14 protein-coding genes are annotated in these 16,282 nt (G+C 74.0%); 3 read left to right on the top strand and 11 right to left on the bottom strand.

The genetic code is table 11. The features are described from left to right. Positions 1-22: 22 nt before the first annotated feature. Positions 23-418: an SRPBCC family protein gene (locus tag JD78_RS17730; protein ID WP_153362496.1), complete on the bottom strand. Its 396-nt coding sequence runs from the start codon at positions 416-418 to the stop codon at positions 23-25. Between the two features lie 615 nt (positions 419-1,033). Beyond that, entirely contained in the window at positions 1,034-4,453 is a 3,420-nt protein-coding gene (locus JD78_RS22685; protein ID WP_153362495.1) for an RHS repeat-associated core domain-containing protein, read from the bottom strand. Between the two features lie 381 nt (positions 4,454-4,834). Between JD78_RS22685 and JD78_RS17720 the strand changes: the two genes are divergently transcribed. Then, positions 4,835-5,365 (top strand): GNAT family N-acetyltransferase, encoded by a 531-nt coding sequence (locus JD78_RS17720; protein WP_243731078.1) that lies wholly within the window; start codon positions 4,835-4,837, stop codon positions 5,363-5,365. Between the two features lie 2 nt (positions 5,366-5,367). On the opposite strand, the gene JD78_RS22400 is transcribed toward JD78_RS17720, so the two are convergent. Continuing rightward, the gene (locus tag JD78_RS22400; protein WP_243731144.1) at positions 5,368-5,793 is read right to left on the bottom strand and encodes a nicotinamide-nucleotide amidohydrolase family protein; all 426 of its coding nucleotides are present in this window, start codon (positions 5,791-5,793) and stop codon (positions 5,368-5,370) included. A gap of 197 nt (positions 5,794-5,990) precedes the next feature. Then, complete coding sequence (locus JD78_RS22395) at positions 5,991-6,647, bottom strand: molybdopterin-binding protein (protein ID WP_243731077.1); 657 nt, start codon at positions 6,645-6,647, stop codon at positions 5,991-5,993. Positions 6,648-6,790: 143 nt separating this feature from the next. Between JD78_RS22395 and JD78_RS17710 the strand changes: the two genes are divergently transcribed. Next, positions 6,791-7,591, top strand: a complete 801-nt coding sequence (locus tag JD78_RS17710) for a hypothetical protein (RefSeq protein WP_153361943.1) — start codon at positions 6,791-6,793, stop codon at positions 7,589-7,591. Here the strand turns inward: JD78_RS17710 and JD78_RS17705 are convergent. The 6 genes from JD78_RS17705 to efeU all read right to left on the bottom strand — a co-directional run bounded on the left by JD78_RS17705 (position 7,530) and on the right by efeU (position 14,910). Then, positions 7,530-9,608, bottom strand: coding sequence for a serine/threonine-protein kinase (locus JD78_RS17705; RefSeq protein ID WP_243731076.1), 2,079 nt, complete (start codon positions 9,606-9,608; stop codon positions 7,530-7,532). The genes JD78_RS17710 and JD78_RS17705 overlap by 62 nt on opposite strands. 194 nt (positions 9,609-9,802) lie before the next feature. After that, the gene (locus tag JD78_RS17700) at positions 9,803-10,903 is read right to left on the bottom strand and encodes a glycerate kinase (protein ID WP_153361946.1); all 1,101 of its coding nucleotides are present in this window, start codon (positions 10,901-10,903) and stop codon (positions 9,803-9,805) included. A 42-nt stretch (positions 10,904-10,945) separates the two neighbouring features. Continuing rightward, positions 10,946-11,437, bottom strand: coding sequence for an NUDIX hydrolase (locus tag JD78_RS17695; RefSeq protein WP_166521262.1), 492 nt, complete (start codon positions 11,435-11,437; stop codon positions 10,946-10,948). Positions 11,438-11,554: 117 nt separating this feature from the next. Next, positions 11,555-12,841, bottom strand: a complete 1,287-nt coding sequence (efeB, locus tag JD78_RS17690; RefSeq protein WP_166521261.1) for an iron uptake transporter deferrochelatase/peroxidase subunit — start codon at positions 12,839-12,841, stop codon at positions 11,555-11,557. A 13-nt stretch (positions 12,842-12,854) separates the two neighbouring features. Then, positions 12,855-13,988 carry an iron uptake system protein EfeO gene (gene efeO, locus JD78_RS17685; protein ID WP_228395349.1) on the bottom strand — a complete coding sequence of 378 codons (1,134 nt, stop codon included), beginning with the start codon at positions 13,986-13,988 and terminating at the stop codon, positions 12,855-12,857. Positions 13,989-13,998: 10 nt separating this feature from the next. Next, the gene (gene efeU, locus JD78_RS17680) at positions 13,999-14,910 is read right to left on the bottom strand and encodes an iron uptake transporter permease EfeU (RefSeq protein WP_228395350.1); all 912 of its coding nucleotides are present in this window, start codon (positions 14,908-14,910) and stop codon (positions 13,999-14,001) included. Positions 14,911-15,071: 161 nt separating this feature from the next. Here efeU and JD78_RS17675 point away from each other — a divergent pair, with 161 nt between their 5' ends. After that, a complete protein-coding gene (locus tag JD78_RS17675; RefSeq protein ID WP_153361947.1) occupies positions 15,072-15,851 on the top strand; it encodes an enoyl-CoA hydratase/isomerase family protein in 780 nt (259 codons plus the stop codon). A gap of 74 nt (positions 15,852-15,925) precedes the next feature. Here the strand turns inward: JD78_RS17675 and JD78_RS17670 are convergent, their stop codons facing one another. Then, positions 15,926-16,150: a hypothetical protein gene (locus tag JD78_RS17670; RefSeq protein ID WP_153361948.1), complete on the bottom strand. Its 225-nt coding sequence runs from the start codon at positions 16,148-16,150 to the stop codon at positions 15,926-15,928. Positions 16,151-16,282 lie beyond the last annotated feature (132 nt).

Here is a 16,282-nt window from a genome sequence, read left to right as displayed (position 1 = left end):
ACGCTACGAGATGCGGACGACATCAGGTCGTGACGGTGACCAGCCGCTTGAGGGCGAGCAGGGCCAGCGGCGCGTAGCCGACCACCAGAGGGGCGATGCCGCTGATCCGCAGACCGGTCGTCGTCCCGCCGTCGGGGCCGGGACGCACCCAGTGCAGCAGGTCCAGACGGGTGGGGCCGACGGTCACCTGCCAGGCCCAGCGCCGGCCGGCCTCGGACACCTCGCCGACGACGAAGCCGACGGAGGTGCCGAGCGGGTCGTGCACCCGGCCGGCCACACCCGGGGCGATCCTCGGCGCGCTGCTGGTCACCCGGCTGATCTGCGGCGACCACTCCGACCAGCGGTCCGGGTGCAGGTACCGGTCCCACACCTCCGCCGGGTCGACCGGGCCGGTGGCGTGCAGCGTCAGCGTCGTCACCGGACCGTCCTGCCCGCTGCGTTCCACGTGGAACCCCCGGCGGCAGGGGCGCCAGTCACCGCCCGGTCATCGACACCCGCGCACACCAAAGACCACCGGTGACGTCGCAGAAGTCGTAACCGTTCGGACGAGGTGAGACGGCGTCGTGAGACGACTACGGAGACGGTCGCGACCTGCGGACTTGATGCGGTGGACCGGTGGAACGCAGGTGTCTCACTTCCAAGGAAGTGGGACGTCCACGATGGTGGACGGGTGGCACTGTTGAGTGACAGGGCGTGATGCATGAAAGGCGACGGTGTGGCGACGCGCTCGGGCTTTGTGCCGGCCAGATCAGAGTGGCGATGGTGGATCGAAAAGCGAGTATTCACCCGCGGGATCCAGTCATCCCGGTCGTTTGGACATCAGTCATTACGCCTTCTGTTATCTCCCCGAACTCTTGCCTTGTAGAGGCTGAGTCCAGCCGCACTGATTGCTAAGAAGCCCAGAGCGAAGGCAATCGCGATTAGTGTTTCAGACTCTCTGGCCGCCAGGATTGCGCCTAGCGCACCGGCAACCAAGAGAATAGCCCACACGACAAGAAATAGGGTCTGTCGACGCTTGTTCATAGTCATCGTTCTAGCAGCTGCTGGCTACGCCAGCCAAGCTGGCGGCGAGGCCTACGGAGGAGACGTGGTATCCAGCAACGCCGGCCACGAATGTGGTACCACCGGTAGCCGCAGAGCCCAGTACCGCTGCGATCGACAGCCCTACGCCTACAGAGGTGTACACCGTACTGAAGATTGATAGGGCGCAACCAGAAGCCAGGCCGGTTGGATCGATGTAGTTGGTGGGGTTGCTGTTGGCGTATTCGTAGCGGTTGGCGCGGGTGGGGTCGGCGAGGGTTTCGAGGGCGTCTTGTTGGGTGAAGCGGCTGGTGGTGGGGTCGTACCAGCGTTGGCCGAACTTGATGAGGTTGCTGCTGATGTCGTAGGTGCCGCCGGCGTAGCGGAAGGGGTTGACCCGCTGGGCGTTGCTGGTGGGCACCGGGTTGGTGACGGTGACTTCGCCGGTGGGGTCGTAGGCGTAGTCGGCGGTCTGCTGGCCTGACTGGTTGATCAGGGCGACGGTGGAGCCGAGGCCGTCTTCGGCGTAGTAGTGGATCTGCCCGGTGAGTGCGCGGATGGCGATCGGGGTGCCGCCTGGGTCGTGGGCGATGTAGTTCTGTCCGTCGCCGCCGGCTTCGTAGGCCTCGATCAGGGGCAGGCCGTTGGCGTCGGTGCGGCCGTAGGTGTACTCGCGGGCGCTGTTGTTGGAGGGGGCGACCTTGAGGAGTTCGTTCTGGTTGGTGCCGGCGTAGGTGTAGGTGGTGGTGGCCTGGTCGTCGACGCGGCGGGTCATCTGCTCGGTGGCGTTGTAGGTGACCGTGCCGTGGTCGGGTGAGGTGGTGGTGTTGCCGGAGGCGTCGTGGGTGTAGCCGGTGGTGGTGAGCTGGTCGGCTGAGTTGACGGTCTGGGTGTCGACGACGGCGCCGTTCTTGGTCTGCTGGGTGCGGTTGCCGTTGGCGTCGTAGGTGTAGGTGAAGGAGTCCCCGCCGGGGGTGGTGGCGGAGGTGAGCCGGTTGGCGGTGTCGTAGCAGTAGGTGGTGGTCTGCCCGGTGGTGTGGTCGGTCATCGACTGCCGCAGGGCGGTGGCGGTGCCGGCGGGCTGTCCGCTGCTGCAGGCGGTGCCGGTGGAGGTGTAGCTGTAGGACAGGTCGCTGACCGGCACGGGTGCGTAGGAGGTCCGGTTAGTGGCCACGCGGGTGACCCGGCCGGCGGCGTCGTAGTCGGTGTGGGTGTGGGCGTCCCAGCTGGTGTGCGCGGTGTTGACGCCCTGCCAGGTGTCGGTGCGGCGGCCGTCGGCGTCGTAGCCGAAGTCGATCAGCTCACCGGCCGGCAGCGTCATCCGGGTGACCAGGTTGCGGGTGTCGTAGGTGTAGCTGGTGGTGCCGCCGGGGTCGGTGACCGTGGCCAGGTTGCCGGTCTTGTCGTAGGTGTAGTCGATGGTCAGGTTGTTCATCGAGTGCGTGCGGGAGGTGAGCCGGCCCAGCGGGTCGTAGCTCATGGTGGTGGTGCCCGAGGGGTCGACCCGGGTGGTCAGCCGGCCGGCCTCGTCGTAGTCGTAGGTGACGGTGCCGCCGCCGTTGCTGGTGGCGGTCTTCGTGACCCGGTCGAGTGCGTCGTAGCTGTAGGTGTGGCTGATGCCGCGGCCGGAGCTGTAGGTGCGCATCCGGCCGAACTCGTCGTAGGTGTAGGCGCGCGGCTCGAGGGTGCTGTCGGCGGGTGGGGTGATGCCGGTCAGCTGCTTGTCGGCGTTGTAGGTGTAGGTGGTGACCGCGCCGGAGGGGCTGGTGGAGGTGGCCACCGTGCCGTCGGCGTTGTAGGTGACCGAGGCCTGGACGCCGTCGGCGTTGGCGGCCGACAGCCGGTTGCCGGCGCCGCTGTAGGTGTAGGTGGAGGCGTTGCCCTGGGCGTCGGTGCCGGTGGCGGGCTGGAACTGGGCCGGGCCGGTGTTGCCGTAGCCGAAGGAAGAGCTGGCGCCGGTGGCGCCGGTGACCCCGGTAAGGGACTCCCCGCCGTTGACCGCGGTGTCGTAGCCGAAGCTGGTGGAACCGGCCGAGTCGCTGGCGGTGGCCACGTCCAGAAGCGGGGTGTAGGTGGCCTCGCGGGCGTTGCCGGAGGGATCGGTGGCCGTGGCGATGAGCTTCATGCCGTCGGTCGTGTACTCGTAGCTGGTGTGCGGCACAGCGGTCGCATCGGAACCCTGGCCGGTGTTCGGGTCGGCCATCGCGGTGCTGGTGGCCGTGTAGGTGAACCGGGTCACCGCGGGCACGCCAGCCTCGCCGGTGGGCTGGGTGATGCTGACTACCCGGCCGAGGGAGTCGTAGCTGAAGCTGGTGACCGCGCCGCCGGGGGCAGTGACCGCGTTGAGGTTGCCGTTGCCGCCGTGATCGAAGCGGGTGACCCGGCCGGCGGTGTCGGTGATCGAGGACAGCCGGCCCGCGCTGTTGTAGGCGTAGGTGGCCCACCGGGGGCTGCCGCCCCGGTCGTACTGGTTGTCCTGCCCGATGCGGGTGATCTGCTTGCTGCCCGGGGTGGTGGTGACCTTCAGGGTGCGGGCATCCACCGGCCCGGAGTCCCCGACGATCTTCGTGAGGGCAGAGCCGTTGTAGGTGAAGGTGGTGGAGTTGCCGTTGCGGTCGGTCAGCGCGGTGAGCTGACCGGCGGTGTTGAACACCCGCTTGTCGGCCGAGGCGTGGTCGGTGAGGGTCCACCCGGTGCTGGTGTTGCCGGTCAGGGTCATCTTGAACCCGGCCGGGGAGGTGTAGGTGTAGGTGTCATTACCGGTGAACAGGAACACCCCGGTCAGGCCATTCTCGCCGTAGTAGGTGATCGCCCCGGTGATGCCCTCCCGGCGCAGGTACACGTCCGAGCCGGTGGACAGGCGCCAGCCCGAGCTCAGCGAGGAGTCGAAGCGGGTGCCGGCGCGGCTTGTGCTGTTGTAGACCGCGCCCACCGACAGGTCCCCAGCCACCCGGGGGACGGTGAGCTGTGGGGTGGTGACCATGAGGTTGCCGCTGCCCACGTCGACCTGAGCGTTGATCTGATCGCCGAGGGTGAACGGCACCCGGGTGGCCCCAGGTCGTGGGCCGATGCCGACGTCCGGCGACACCGACCTGGTCAGCGTCGCCGAGCTGGTGCAGCCGGTGCTGTCGCAGTGCTCGGCGCGGTACTCGTAGGGCTGCTGGATGCTCAACCGCCCCGCCGGCAGCGACGCGCTACCGGTCGCCCCGCTCACGGTGGAGACGGTCACCGAGACCCCGTCGAGCAGGTCCCACGTCGACGAGCCCACGGTGCGGGCGAAGAACTTCAGCGACGCCGCCCCCGTGCCGGCGGTGGTGGTCGCGGCCCTCAGCACCGGCTGCAGCGACTCGGTGAACGCCGGGGACACCTCCGGCGGGCTCACCGGAGCCGCCAACACCCCCGAGGCACCGCCCATCACCAGCGCGGAAGACACCGCGCCCACCGTCAGCAGACGTGACCCACCCCGCCGTGTTCGACGACGAGCAGACAGCAACGAGCCAGTACCAGACACGTAGACCTCACCGGGACGCAGTAGCAGAGCGACATGGAGCAGCGGTGCGATGTGCGAACGCCCCGGCCGGAGGCGTCTCGGAAGGCACCTTCGCAGTAGCTATGAGTGAGCACAAGCTCACGTTGAGTCCAACAGAGTGGTTACTCAGAGAGTTCGCTTAGTCATGCAGCGCAATCACTCAACGAATGTCACGCTCATCGGTGAATGCGGCCCATCCCCTGACCGGTCGCAACGACATCACCGCTTCTGCTCGATTCCGCGCAGCTGTCCAGACACTCGAACGCGTCGCGGCAGGATGAGGCCGTGTCCGCAGCTGACCTGTGCCCGCCTCCCCTGCGCCCGATGGCCGCCGTCGACTGGCCCGCCGTCGAGGCGATCTGGGCCGCCGGCATCGCCACCGGGCTCGCGACCTTCGAGACCAGCCCACCGTCGTGGGCGGAGTTCGACGCCTCCCGGCTGCCCGGCCACCGGCACGTCGCCGTCGACAGTGACGAGCTGCTGGGCTGGACGGCGTGCACCCGGGAGTCGACCCGGGACGCCTACGCCGGGGTGGTCGAGCACTCCGTCTACGTCTCCCCCGCCGCTCAGGGGCGCGGCGTCGGCGGCGCGCTGCTGCAGGCGCTGATCACCTCCACCGAGGCGGCCGGCATCTGGACGATCCGCGCCGGCATCCTGCCGGCCAACGCCGCCAGCGTCGCGCTGCACCAGAAGCACGGTTTCCGCGTGGTCGGTACCCGGGAGAAGGTGGGCCGGCGGGTCGTCGACGGCGTCGCCGGCTGGCACGACGTGCTGCTGATGGAGCGGCGGAGCCGGGTGGTGGGCTGGCCCGGCTGACCTCAGGCCGGCGGGCCGCCGAGCAGCAGCTGCCGCAGCAGGTGGACGGCGAGGGTGCCGGTGCGCCCGCGGACGGCGGCCCGGTCACCCCGCAGCCGGTCGGAGTAGGCCAGCGCGCCGTCCGGCCCGACGACGGCGAGGTGCACCGTGCCGACCGGCTTCTCCGGCGTGCCGCCCCCCGGGCCGGCGACCCCGGTGACCCCCACCCCGACGTCGGCACCGAACCGGGCCCGCGCTCCCTCGGCCAGCGCCCGGGCGACCGCGGGACTGACTGCGCCGCCGTCGACCAGGGTGGCCGGCGGCACGTCCAGCAGCTGCTCCTTCGCCGAGTTCGCGTAGGCCGCGACGCCGCCCAGCACCCGCCGCGACGCCCCGGCGGGCTCGGTGAGCCGGGCGGTGACCAGCCCGCCGGTCTCCGACTCGCCCACCGCCACCGTCCAGCCCCGCTCGTCCAACGCCCAGGCCACCAGCTCGTCGACGGTCGGTCCGTCGCTGAAGAGCGTGCCGGCGAAGTCGGCGGTGACCGCGGCGACCAGCCGACCGTAGGCGTCGTCGGCGTCGGGCTCGTAGCGGGTGACGATCTCCAGCTCGCCGTCGCGCAGGCAGGTGGTCACCTCCAGGCCGGTCAGCTGGTCGTCGACCCGGCGCAGGGTGGCCGCCAGCTCGGACTCCGGCGTGCGCCACAGCCGCAGCGTGCGCTGGCGCAGCTCGGTCGCGCCGGCCAGCGCGCGGCGTACCGGCTCGGCGGCCAACGCCGCCGGCCACATGCCCTGCAGCTCCACCGGGGGCCGGGCAGCACCAGCACCGGCGGCCCGCTGCGCCCGTCGGCCACCGGGACGACGAGGCCGGGCGCGGTGCCCACCGGCTCGAGCACGGTGGCACCGGCCGGCACCAGGGCCTGTTTGGCGATCCCGGCCGCGGCCGACTCCGGTACGGTGTCCCAGCCACGCCGGGCGGACAGCGCTGCGACGACGGCGGCGATCCGCTGCTCCAGCTCGGCGTCCAGCTCCGACGGCCGGCCCTGGAAGGCGCCGACCTCGGCGGCGGTCAGGTCGTCGGCGGTAGGGCCGAGGCCGCCGGTGGTGATCACCAGGTCGTTGCCCGCCGCGAGGAAGGCCAGCGCGGCGCGCAGGTCCTCCGGCCGGTCGCCGACGACGACCACGGAGCCGACGTCGACCCCCTGAGCCCGCAGCGCCTCGGCCAGCCACGGCCCGTTCCGGTCGGCGACCCGGCCGGTGAGCACCTCCGTGCCGGTCACGACGATCCCCGCGCTCGCAGCCACGGCCCGACCCTAGGTCCCGGGCACCTGGTCGGCTGAGCGGGTGGTCGCCGCTACGGTTCGACGGGCGGCCCGGCCCGGCCGCGCCGCCCGGGCCGGGGTCGCCGCCGATGCCTGCTGCCCGACGCCTGCTCCTTGGAGGACCGATGAGCCAGTCCCATCCGCCGATCCCCGAACCGCAGCCGGCCGACGGGCCGCCGGAGGACGACCCGCGCACCGAGTCGATCCTGCTGCCGCCCAGCCAGCGGCAGACCGAGCAGCCCCCGCCGGTGCCGGGCCCGCCCACCGGGCCCGCACCCGTCTGGACCCCACCGGCCGACCCGCCCGACTCCAGCCAGCCCGCCGGAACCGAGCCGGCGGCGCCCCAGGACGTCTCGGCCGACCACCCCACCGGCCGGGTGGACGTCGTCCCCGGCTTCCCCGCGCCGTCCGACGAGGACCGGGCTCCCGGCGGCAGCTCCGCCGCCGGCCCGCAGACGATGGTCGGGGCGCCGCCGGTCCCCGGGCCGTCGACCGCCCCACGCCCCACTCCGGGCCCGTCGGCGACGGACGGCACCGGGCAGCGGAGCCACCGCAGCGGCGACGGCGGCCGGGACCGCACGCTGCTGGCCGCCCTCGGCCTCGGTGCGCTCGGCCTGGTGCTCCTCCAGCTCGGGCTGGCGCTCGACTTCGGCATCGAGTCGGTGTGGCAGGTGACGCCCACGTGGGCGGCGTTCGCCACCGTCGCCGCCCTGCTGGCTCTGCTGCCGGCCGCGAACCGGCTGGCCGGGCACCGGCTGGACGAACGGACGGCGTGGCGGACCGGTGCCGGGGGCGCCGTGGCGCTCGCCGCCTTCTGGGTGCTGGTGGCGCTCCCGCTGGTGGCCAGTGACCGGGGTTTCCTGCTCACCGCCGCGCTGGCCGCCGCCGCCGGCGCCGTCTGGCTGGCGCCCGGCCGCCCGCGGTGACCAGGGGCTGGCTGGCCGCCGCGGCGGTGCTCGCCGTCGCGGCGCTGGGGCTGTCCTGGGGTCCGGTGGCCGGGGCGGGGCACCCGGCGCGGGTGGCCGTCGTGCTGGCCGCGGTGCTCGCGGTGGCCGCGGTGCGCTCCGGCGGGGACCGGCTGCTGCTCGCGGCGGTCGCCGCCGGCGCCGTCGGCGTCCTGCTCGGCGGGCCCGACCCGACGCCCGGTCGGGTGGCCCTGGCCGCCGCCACCGGGTGCCTGCTGCTGCACCGCACGGCCCGGCGCACACCCGCCGCCTGAGCCGGCAGGTCAGCCGGCCGCGCCGCCCTGGCCCCCGCCGTTCCCCGCCCGCTCCCGGAGCCGTTGCCCTGCCCGGTCCCGTTGCCCTGGCCGTTCCCGGAGCCCTGACCGCTCCCGGTGACCGGGGCGGTGCTCCCGGTGCCGGTCGTGGGGGCGGCACCGCCACCGGGCGACGTCGGGGTGCCCGACCCGCCCGGGTCGATGACCGGCGCGGACGACTCCGACCCGTCAGTGGGGTCGGGCGCCACGGATGTCTCGTCCGGCTCCGTCGTCGGCGCCGGCTGCGGGGTGGGGGAGGGCGCCGGAGTGGTCGCCGGTGGCGCGATGCTCACCGGCGCGCGCGGGACCGGCGCCCGGACGGTGTCGACCGTGGTCCGCTGGCGCGGCGTCGGGCTGCTGTCGGCTTCCGGTGCCACCGCGTAGCTGACCAGCACCTCCCCGCCGCGCTCCAGCCGGCCACCGAGCGGTGCGACGTCGACGACCAGCCCGGCGTCGACCGAGTCGGTGGCGACCGCCTGGGTCTGCACGACCAGGCCGAGCGCCTCGAGCTGCCGCTGGACGGCCTCCACCGGGCGGTCCAGGTAGTCGTCGTCGTCCAGCGTCAGCTCGGCCGGGCTCGCCGTGGCGGTGGTCGCACCGAGGCCCTGGGCGGCGGCCTCGGTGGTGCCCGTGGCGTCGGGTGCCACCCCCTGCAGGACGACCGCGGCCAGGCCGGCGCCGGCGAGCAGGGCGACGACCGGCACCAGGACCCGGCCGAGCCGCCCCTGGGCAGCGGGCGCCGGCCGCCGCACGGTGCCGTCGGCCGTGCTCGCCCCAGCCAGCGCGGCCGCGTCGGGGAGCAGCCAGAAGCTCTGCGTGTCGGTGCGCTCGACCGGGGTCAGCAGCCGGCCGGCCAGGACGTCGTCGATGGCGGCGGCGAACGCGTCGCCGTCGGGGAAGCGCTGGGCCGGGTCCTTGACCAGGGCGCGCTCGACGAGGGTGCGCACCCCGGCCGGCACGTCGTCGGGCAGCGGCTCGGGGGTGTCGCGCAGGTGCCGCAGCGCGATCGTCACCGAGTTGTCGCCGTCGAACGCGCGCTGCCCGGTGAGCAGCTCGTAGCCGACCATCCCCAGCGCGTAGACGTCGCTGGCGGCGGTGGCGTGCGCCCCGGAGGCCTGCTCCGGGGAGAGGTAGGAGGCCGTGCCGATGACCTGGCCGGTCTTCGTGAGCGGCACGCTGCCGGCCGACGACGCGATGCCGAAGTCGGTGATCGCGACCGTGCCGTCGGCGCGGAGCAGCACGTTGCCGGGCTTCACGTCCCGGTGGACGACCCCGGCCGCGTGCGCGCTGCCCAGCGCGGAGGCGGTCTGCCGGAGCACCTCGAGCACCCGGGTGGGCGGCAGCGCGCCGTCCCGGGCCAGCACGGCGGCCAGCGACTCGCCGTCGATGAGCTCCATGACGAGGTAGGCGAGGTGCTCGCCCGACCCGTCGATGGCCGGCTCCTCGCCGTAGTCGTAGACGGCGGTGATGTTCGGGTGGCTGAGCGCGGCGGTGTGCTGCGCCTCGGCGCGGAACCGGGCCAGGAACAGCGGGTCGCCGGTGTACTCACTGCGCAGCACCTTGATCGCGACCGTGCGGCCGAGCAGGGTGTCCTCGGCCCGCCAGACCTGGCCCATGCCGCCCGTGGCCAGCAGCGCCTGCAGCTCGTAGCGGTCCCCGAGGGTGCTCCGCGTGGGCTCGACCACGTGCGCCCCCCTCGTGCCCTCGTCCTGATCGGTGCCGACCACCAGCGACCGATGCCGGTGGCGTGACGCACCGGCAGGGAGATGCCCCTGACGGGCGTTCGTACACATGCGATCTCACGGATGGCTCTCCCGGGGCGAACGCCGGTGTGTGACGGACCGTTCCCCGTGGGCCGTCCCAGGGCGTGTCTGTTCCGTCACCCTCGGGGCGCGAACTCCTCGGCCGCCAGCCGTTCCCCGGCGACGGTCAGCCAGCGGGCCGGGTCGGTCATCGCCGCCGCCGGCGAGCCGGCGAGGTCGGTCAGCGACAGCACGCGCCGCACCGGCAGATCGCCCTCCCCCACCCGGCCGGCCACCACCGCGACCGGGACGCCGGCGGCCGCCGCCCGGTCCAGCAGGTTCCCGACCACCTTGCCGCGCAGCGACTGGGCGTCGAACTGCCCCTCGCCCGTGACCACCAGGCCCGCACCGATCAGGACGTCGTCCAGCCCGGCGGCGGTGGCGACCGCGGTCGCGCCGCTGACGAACTCCGCGCCCCAGGCGGCGGCGAAACCGTAGGCGGTGCCACCGGCCGCCCCGGCGCCCGGCGCGGCGACGTCCCCGCCGAGGAGCTCCGCGAGCCGGGCCAGCCCGGCGTCGAGCAGGGCGACCTGGCCGGGGTCGGCGCCCTTCTGCGGGCCGAACTGGCCAGCCGCCCCGAGCCGGCCGAGCAGCGGGGCGGTCACGTCGACCAGGCACTGCACGCCGCCCGGGGGCGGGGGCACCAGCCCCGAGAGGTCGACCGAGGCGAGCCGGGTCAGCGCACCGCCGCCGGGCGGGAGGTCCGCGCCCTCGGCGTCGGTGAACCGTGCGCCGAGGGCCGCCAGCGCACCGGTGCCGCCGTCGGTGGTGGCCGAGCCGCCCAGGGTGAGCACGACGCGCTCCACCGCGGGGTCGCCGACGACGGCGGCGAGCAGCTGGCCCAGGCCACGGGTCGTCGCGCCCAGCGGGTCGGGCTGGGCCAGCAGCGGGAGCCCGGCGGCGCGGGCCATCTCCACCACCGCCGTCCCGTCCGGGCGCAGCAGCCAGGCGGCGTCCACCGGCCGGCCGTCCGGGCCGGTCACCGCCGCGGTGCGCCAGGCCGCGTCGGGCAGGTCGTGGCCCAGCGCCTCCAGCGTGCCCTCGCCGCCGTCGGCCAGCGGCACGGTGCGCACGTCGTCGTCGGGGCGGCGCCGGCGCCAGCCGGTGGCGAGCGCCTCGGCCGCCGCGGCGGCGTCCAGGGTGCCCTTGAAGGAGTCGGGGGCCAGGACGACGCGCACGCCGTCACCCTGGCCGCTGCACCCCGGCGGCGGCAAGCGGGATCAGCCCGGCTGCTCGCCCTCGGACCGGGCGAACCAGGGCACCGGCTCGCCGGACAGCGCCCGGGCGACGAGCTGCACCTGGACGCCGACCAGCTCCGGCAGGTGCGCCGGTTCGCACCACACGACCTGCAGCGACTCGTCGTCGGCGACGTGCGCGGTGCCCCCCACCGCGCGGCAGGCGAAGGCGTGGTCGACGAACTGGCAGACGTCGCCGTTGGGGTAGGTCATCGGCGGCTGGGTCCACAGGCTGACCAGCCGGTCGACGACCACCTCGACGCCGGTCTCCTCCAGCACCTCGCGGGCCAGTGCGACCGCCAGCTGCTCGCCGGGCTCGGGGATGCCGCTGGGCAGCGCCCACCGGCCGGTGTCGCTGCGCTGGGTGAGCAGCACCCGCCCGGCGTCGTCGGTGACCACGCCGGTCACCCCGGGCAGCCACAGCGGCGCGTGGCCGATGACGGAGCGCAGGTCACGGATGAACTCGGGTACCGGCACGCCGGCCAGCCTAGGGGCGGGTCGAGCCGCCCCACCCGATGGTGAGCCGCGCCATGGCCCGGCTCACCATCGGTCGGTCCGGCTCAGGTCGGCCGGCGGCGGGTCAACCTCCCCACCTCAGCTGAAGAGGGCCCGGCCCCACCAGTCGTCGTCGCCGGTGACCCCGGGCGGGCAGGCGAACACCGCCGAGGAGGTGTGCTGCACGTACTCGTTCATCGCGTCCGTGCGCAGGTTGCGCTGCACCTGGGTGAACCCGGTCTCCGGGTTGCGCTGGTAGGCGATGAAGAACAGCCCGGCGTCCAGCCGGCCCAGCCCGTCGGAGCCGTCGACGAAGCTGTAACCGCGCCGCAGGATCGCCGTCCCCGAGTTGGTCGGGTGGGCCAGGAACACGTGCGAGGTCTGCGGGATCGCGAACTCCCCGTCGACCTGCGCGGTGAAGTCGACCGGGTCGAACTCCCCCCGCTGCCCCAGCGGCGCGCCGGCCTTCTTGGTGCGGCCGATGGTCTGCTCCTGCTCGGCGAGCGTGGAGGTGTCCCACGGCTCGATCCGCATCCGGATCCGGCGGGTGACGAGGTAGGAGCCGCCGGCCAGCCAGTCGGCGCCCGGGTCGCCGTCGGTCACCCAGACGAACTTCTCGATCGCCGAGGTGTTCTCCGCCTTGAGGTTGTCGGTGCCGTCCTTGAACCCGAAGAGGTTCCGCGGGGTGGCCTGCGCGCTGGAGGTGGACGACGTCCGGCCGAACCCGAGCTGGGACCAGCGGACGCTGACCACGCCGGCGCCCAGCCGGATCAGGTTGCGGACGGCGTGCACGGCCACCTGCGGGTCGTTGGCGCAGGCCTGCACGCACAGGTCGCCCCCGCTGATCGCCGGGTCGAGGGCGTCCCCGGGGAACGCCGGCAGCTCGGTCAGCGGCCCGGGCCGGCGGTCGGCGAGGCCGAACCGGTCGACGCCGTCGGCGGTGGCGAACAGCGTCGGGCCGAAGCCGACGGTCAGCGTGAGCCCGGCCGCGGGCAGGTCCATCGCCTCACCGGTGTCGTCCGGGACGTCGTACGGCCCACCGCCCACCGCGCCGACCTCACCGGCGTCCTGCCCGGCGGTCATCCGCCGCGCCGCGGCCGTCCAGGCCTGCAGCATCTCGACCAGCTCGGCCCGGTCGTCGGTGACGACGTCGAAGGCCACGAAGTGCAGCCGGTCCTGCGCGGGGGTGACGATCCCGGCCTGGTGCGCACCGGTGAACGGCACCGCACCGGTGGTGTCCGCGGCCCCGCCCGCCGGGGGCACCTCGGCGGTGGCCCGCCCGATCGCGCCACCGGCGGCGCCGGCGGCCAGCACCCCGGCGGTGCCGGCCCCGGCCAGGCCGAAGAAGCGCCGGCGGGACAGGCCGCGCGAGACGTCGTCACTCATGCAGGTTCAGGGCTCACTTCCCGGCGACGACCGAGGCCACCTGGCTCACCGACTCGGTGAGGGCCGTGATGGTGTCGCTCAGGCCGCGCAACTGGTCCTGGGTCAGCTGGTCGTAGGAGACCCAACCGTCCCCCGATCGGTACTGTTCCAGCTCCGCCTCGGCGGCGGCGAACCGCTCGTCGATCTCGGCGACCAGCTCCGGGTCGTTGGCCTCCAGGTAGGGGCGCAGGGCCTGCACCGCGGCCTCCGAGCCCTCCAGGTTGGCCCGGAAGTCCCACAGGTCGGTGTGCGAGTAGCGGTCCTCCTCACCGGTGATCTTCCCGGTGGCGATCTCGTCGAGCAGCGCCTTGGCGCCGTTGGCCAGCTGCAGCGGGTCCAGCTGCACCTCGTCGGCCAGGGTGACGATCTCCTGGACGTTCGCCAGCAGCTGGTCGGCGTAGGGCCCCATGTCCGAGACGTCGCCGGTCTCCCACAGCGCCTGCTCGATCCGGTGGAAGCCGGTGAAGTCCTCGCCCTCGGCCTGGTCGCCCTCACGGCCGTCGATGAGCGGGTCGAGGTCGCCGAAGCTCTCCGCCACGGGCTCGATCCGCTCCCAGTAGGTGCGCGCCACCGGGAACAGCGCCTTGGCGCCCTCGATGTCGCCGGCCTGCACCGCGTCGGTGAACGCCGTGGTCCGCTCCAGCAGGGCGCCGGTCTGCGACTGCACGTACCGCTGGTAGTCGGCGCTGGCCTGGGCGAGCGTCTCGTCCTCGGACAGGCTGGGCGCCTCGCCGGTGACGGTGAGCACCGCGCGGATGCCGTCGCCGACCATGCCGGGCTTGCAGGCGGTCTCGTACTCCCCCGCCGGCAGCTCCAGGCGCAGGTCGCGGGCGACGCCGGGGGCGATGTTCTCCACCTCGCCCATCACCCGGTCGCCGTCGGCGTAGACGTAGAACTCGGTGACCTTGGAGCCGCTGTTGGTCACGGTGAACTGGTGGACGCCGGCCTCGAGCTCGCTGGTCGCGACGTCGCAGGTGTCGTCGGAGGCGGCCACGGCGATCTGGTCGGCGGCCTGGGCCTCGGTGCCGCCGGAGTCCCCGCTGCTGCCGCAGGCGGCCAGCGCCAGGGCGGCCAGGGTCACGGCGGCGGGGCCGGCGACGGCGGCCACTGTGGTCCGGCTACGGGCGCGCATCGACATGGGTGGTGTCCTCCGGGACGGCGTGGGTGGTCGGCGTGGGTGCCGGGGTGGGTGCCGGGGTGGGTGCCGGCGTGGTCCGGGACGAGCGCCCGGGGAGCAGGAACAGGACGAGCACCGGCACGAGGTAGGCGACCCAGGCGATCGTCTCCAGCACGGTGGGCTGGGGCGTGATGTTGAACAGACCGGCGGCCAGCGCGCCGTACCAGCTGGTGGGGTCCAGCCAGCCGGAGGCGTCGAAGGCGTACGTGGTCAGGCCGGGCAGCACGCCGGCCTCCTGGAAGTCGTGCACCGCGTACTTGAGGATGCCCGCGGCGACCAGCACCAGCAGCGTGCCGCTGACCGTGAAGAACCGGGACAGGTTGATCCGGACGGCGCCGGCGTAGAGCCCCACGCCGAGGACGACGGCGGTGAGCAGCCCCGCGCCCAGGCCGAGCAGCGGCGCCGAGGAGGTGGCGCCGCGGGCCGAGGCGAAGAACAGCAGCGTGGTCTCCAGCCCCTCGCGGGCCACGGAGAGGAACGCGATCCCGACGACGGCGCCGACGCCCAGCCCGATCGCGTCGTCGAGCCGGCCACGCAGCTCACCGGACAGCCGCCGGGCGGTGCGCCGCATCCAGAACACCATCCAGGTGACCAGGACGACGGCGAGGGTGGAGGTGATCGCGTCGAAGAGCTCCTGCCCCGGGCCACCGAGGACGGTGGTGGACACGTAGCTCAGCCCCCAGCCGAAGCCGACCGAGAGCGCGGCGGCCGCGCCCACCCCGGCCCACACCGGGAGGAGCTGCCGCCGCCGGCCGGTCTTGACCAGGTAGGCGACCAGCACGCTGACGATGAGGACCATCTCCAGGCCCTCACGCAGGCCGATGAGGTAGCTGGCGGTGAAGACCTGACCCACGACTGCACCTCCGGGCGGGAACGGGACCCCCACCGTCTCCGACGAAGGGCAGCCTCACCTTAGAGCCGGACCGAGCGCGCGTACACACCGCCCGGTCGTGGCAGGGTGACCGGAGTCCCCGACGCCCGACCCTGCACCCACCAGCCGAGGAGCCGACAGCGTTGTCCGAGCCCACCGTCACCCGCACCGACGCCGACGGCGTCGCCACCCTCACCCTGCAGCGCCCGGCACTGAGCCACGCGATGCGCGCCGAGCTGCTGGCGCACGTGCGCGAGCTGGCCGCCGACGACGCCGTCCGGGCGGTGCTGCTGACCGGGTCCGGCCGCGCCTTCTGCGTCGGGCAGGACCTCGGCGAGCACGCCGCGGAGCTGGCCGAACCGGCGACCACGCCGCTGTCGGTGGTCGCCGACGAGTACAACCCGCTGGTGCTGGCGCTGGCCGCGCTGCGGGTGCCCGTGGTGGTGGGGGTCAACGGCGCGTGCGCGGGGGCCGGGATGGGGCTGGCGCTCGCCGGTGACCTGCGCATCGCGGCGGCTGGGGCGAAGTTCACCACGGCGTTCGCCGGCATCGGGCTGGGCAGCGACTCGGCGCTGGCCTCCCGGCTGGTGCACTGCGTCGGGGGCTCGCGGGCCGCGCAGCTGCTGCTGCTGCCCGAGCCGTTCCCGGCCGAGACCGCCGCGATGTGGGGCCTGGTGCACGAGGTGGTCGAGCCCGACCAGGTGCTGCCGCGGGCGCAGGCGCTCGCCGCGCGGCTGGCCGCGGGCCCGACCCTCGCGTTCCGGGCGATCAAGGAGGTGCTGGCGACCGCGGCCACCGACCCGCTGGCGACCACGCTGGCACTGGAGGCCCGGCTGCAGACCCAGCTGGGCCAGACCGCCGACCACCGCGCCGCCGTGGAGGCCTTCCTCGCCAAGCAGCCGATCACCTTCACCGGCCGCTGACCGGTTCCACGTGGAACGGCCCTGCTGCAGGGTCCCGCCGCGAGCGTGCGAGCGGTGGGGGGCAGCGGGGTCCTTCAGCAGCCCAGCTGGGCGGAGCAGGCCGGGCAGACCTCGCCGGCCGCGGCCGGGGGCCACGGCAGGTCGCCGGTCACCCGGGCCAGGGCGCCACAGACGGTGAGCTCGCAGGCGCCGTCCAGGTCGGTCACGGCCCGGTGGACCTCGACGGCGTGCCACAGCGGCGGCGTCGTCCCGTGCGCACGGCTGCGGGCGGCGACGAGGGTGTCGGTTGTCACGGTCACCCCGGAGTTGTCGGCACGGCGCCGGGGCTCGGACAGCCCGTCGGCCCCGTCCCACCCGATCGGGTGAGCCCGCGCCCCGGACCCGTTTGGCCGGGGGACCCCGCGGCGTGGCACGGTGCACCACCCGACCCG

Source organism: Modestobacter roseus, assembly GCF_007994135.1.
GTDB lineage: Bacteria > Actinomycetota > Actinomycetes > Mycobacteriales > Geodermatophilaceae > Modestobacter > Modestobacter roseus.
Note: the sequence above shows the minus strand (reverse complement) of the source record. Positions and strands in the feature narration are given on the sequence as shown.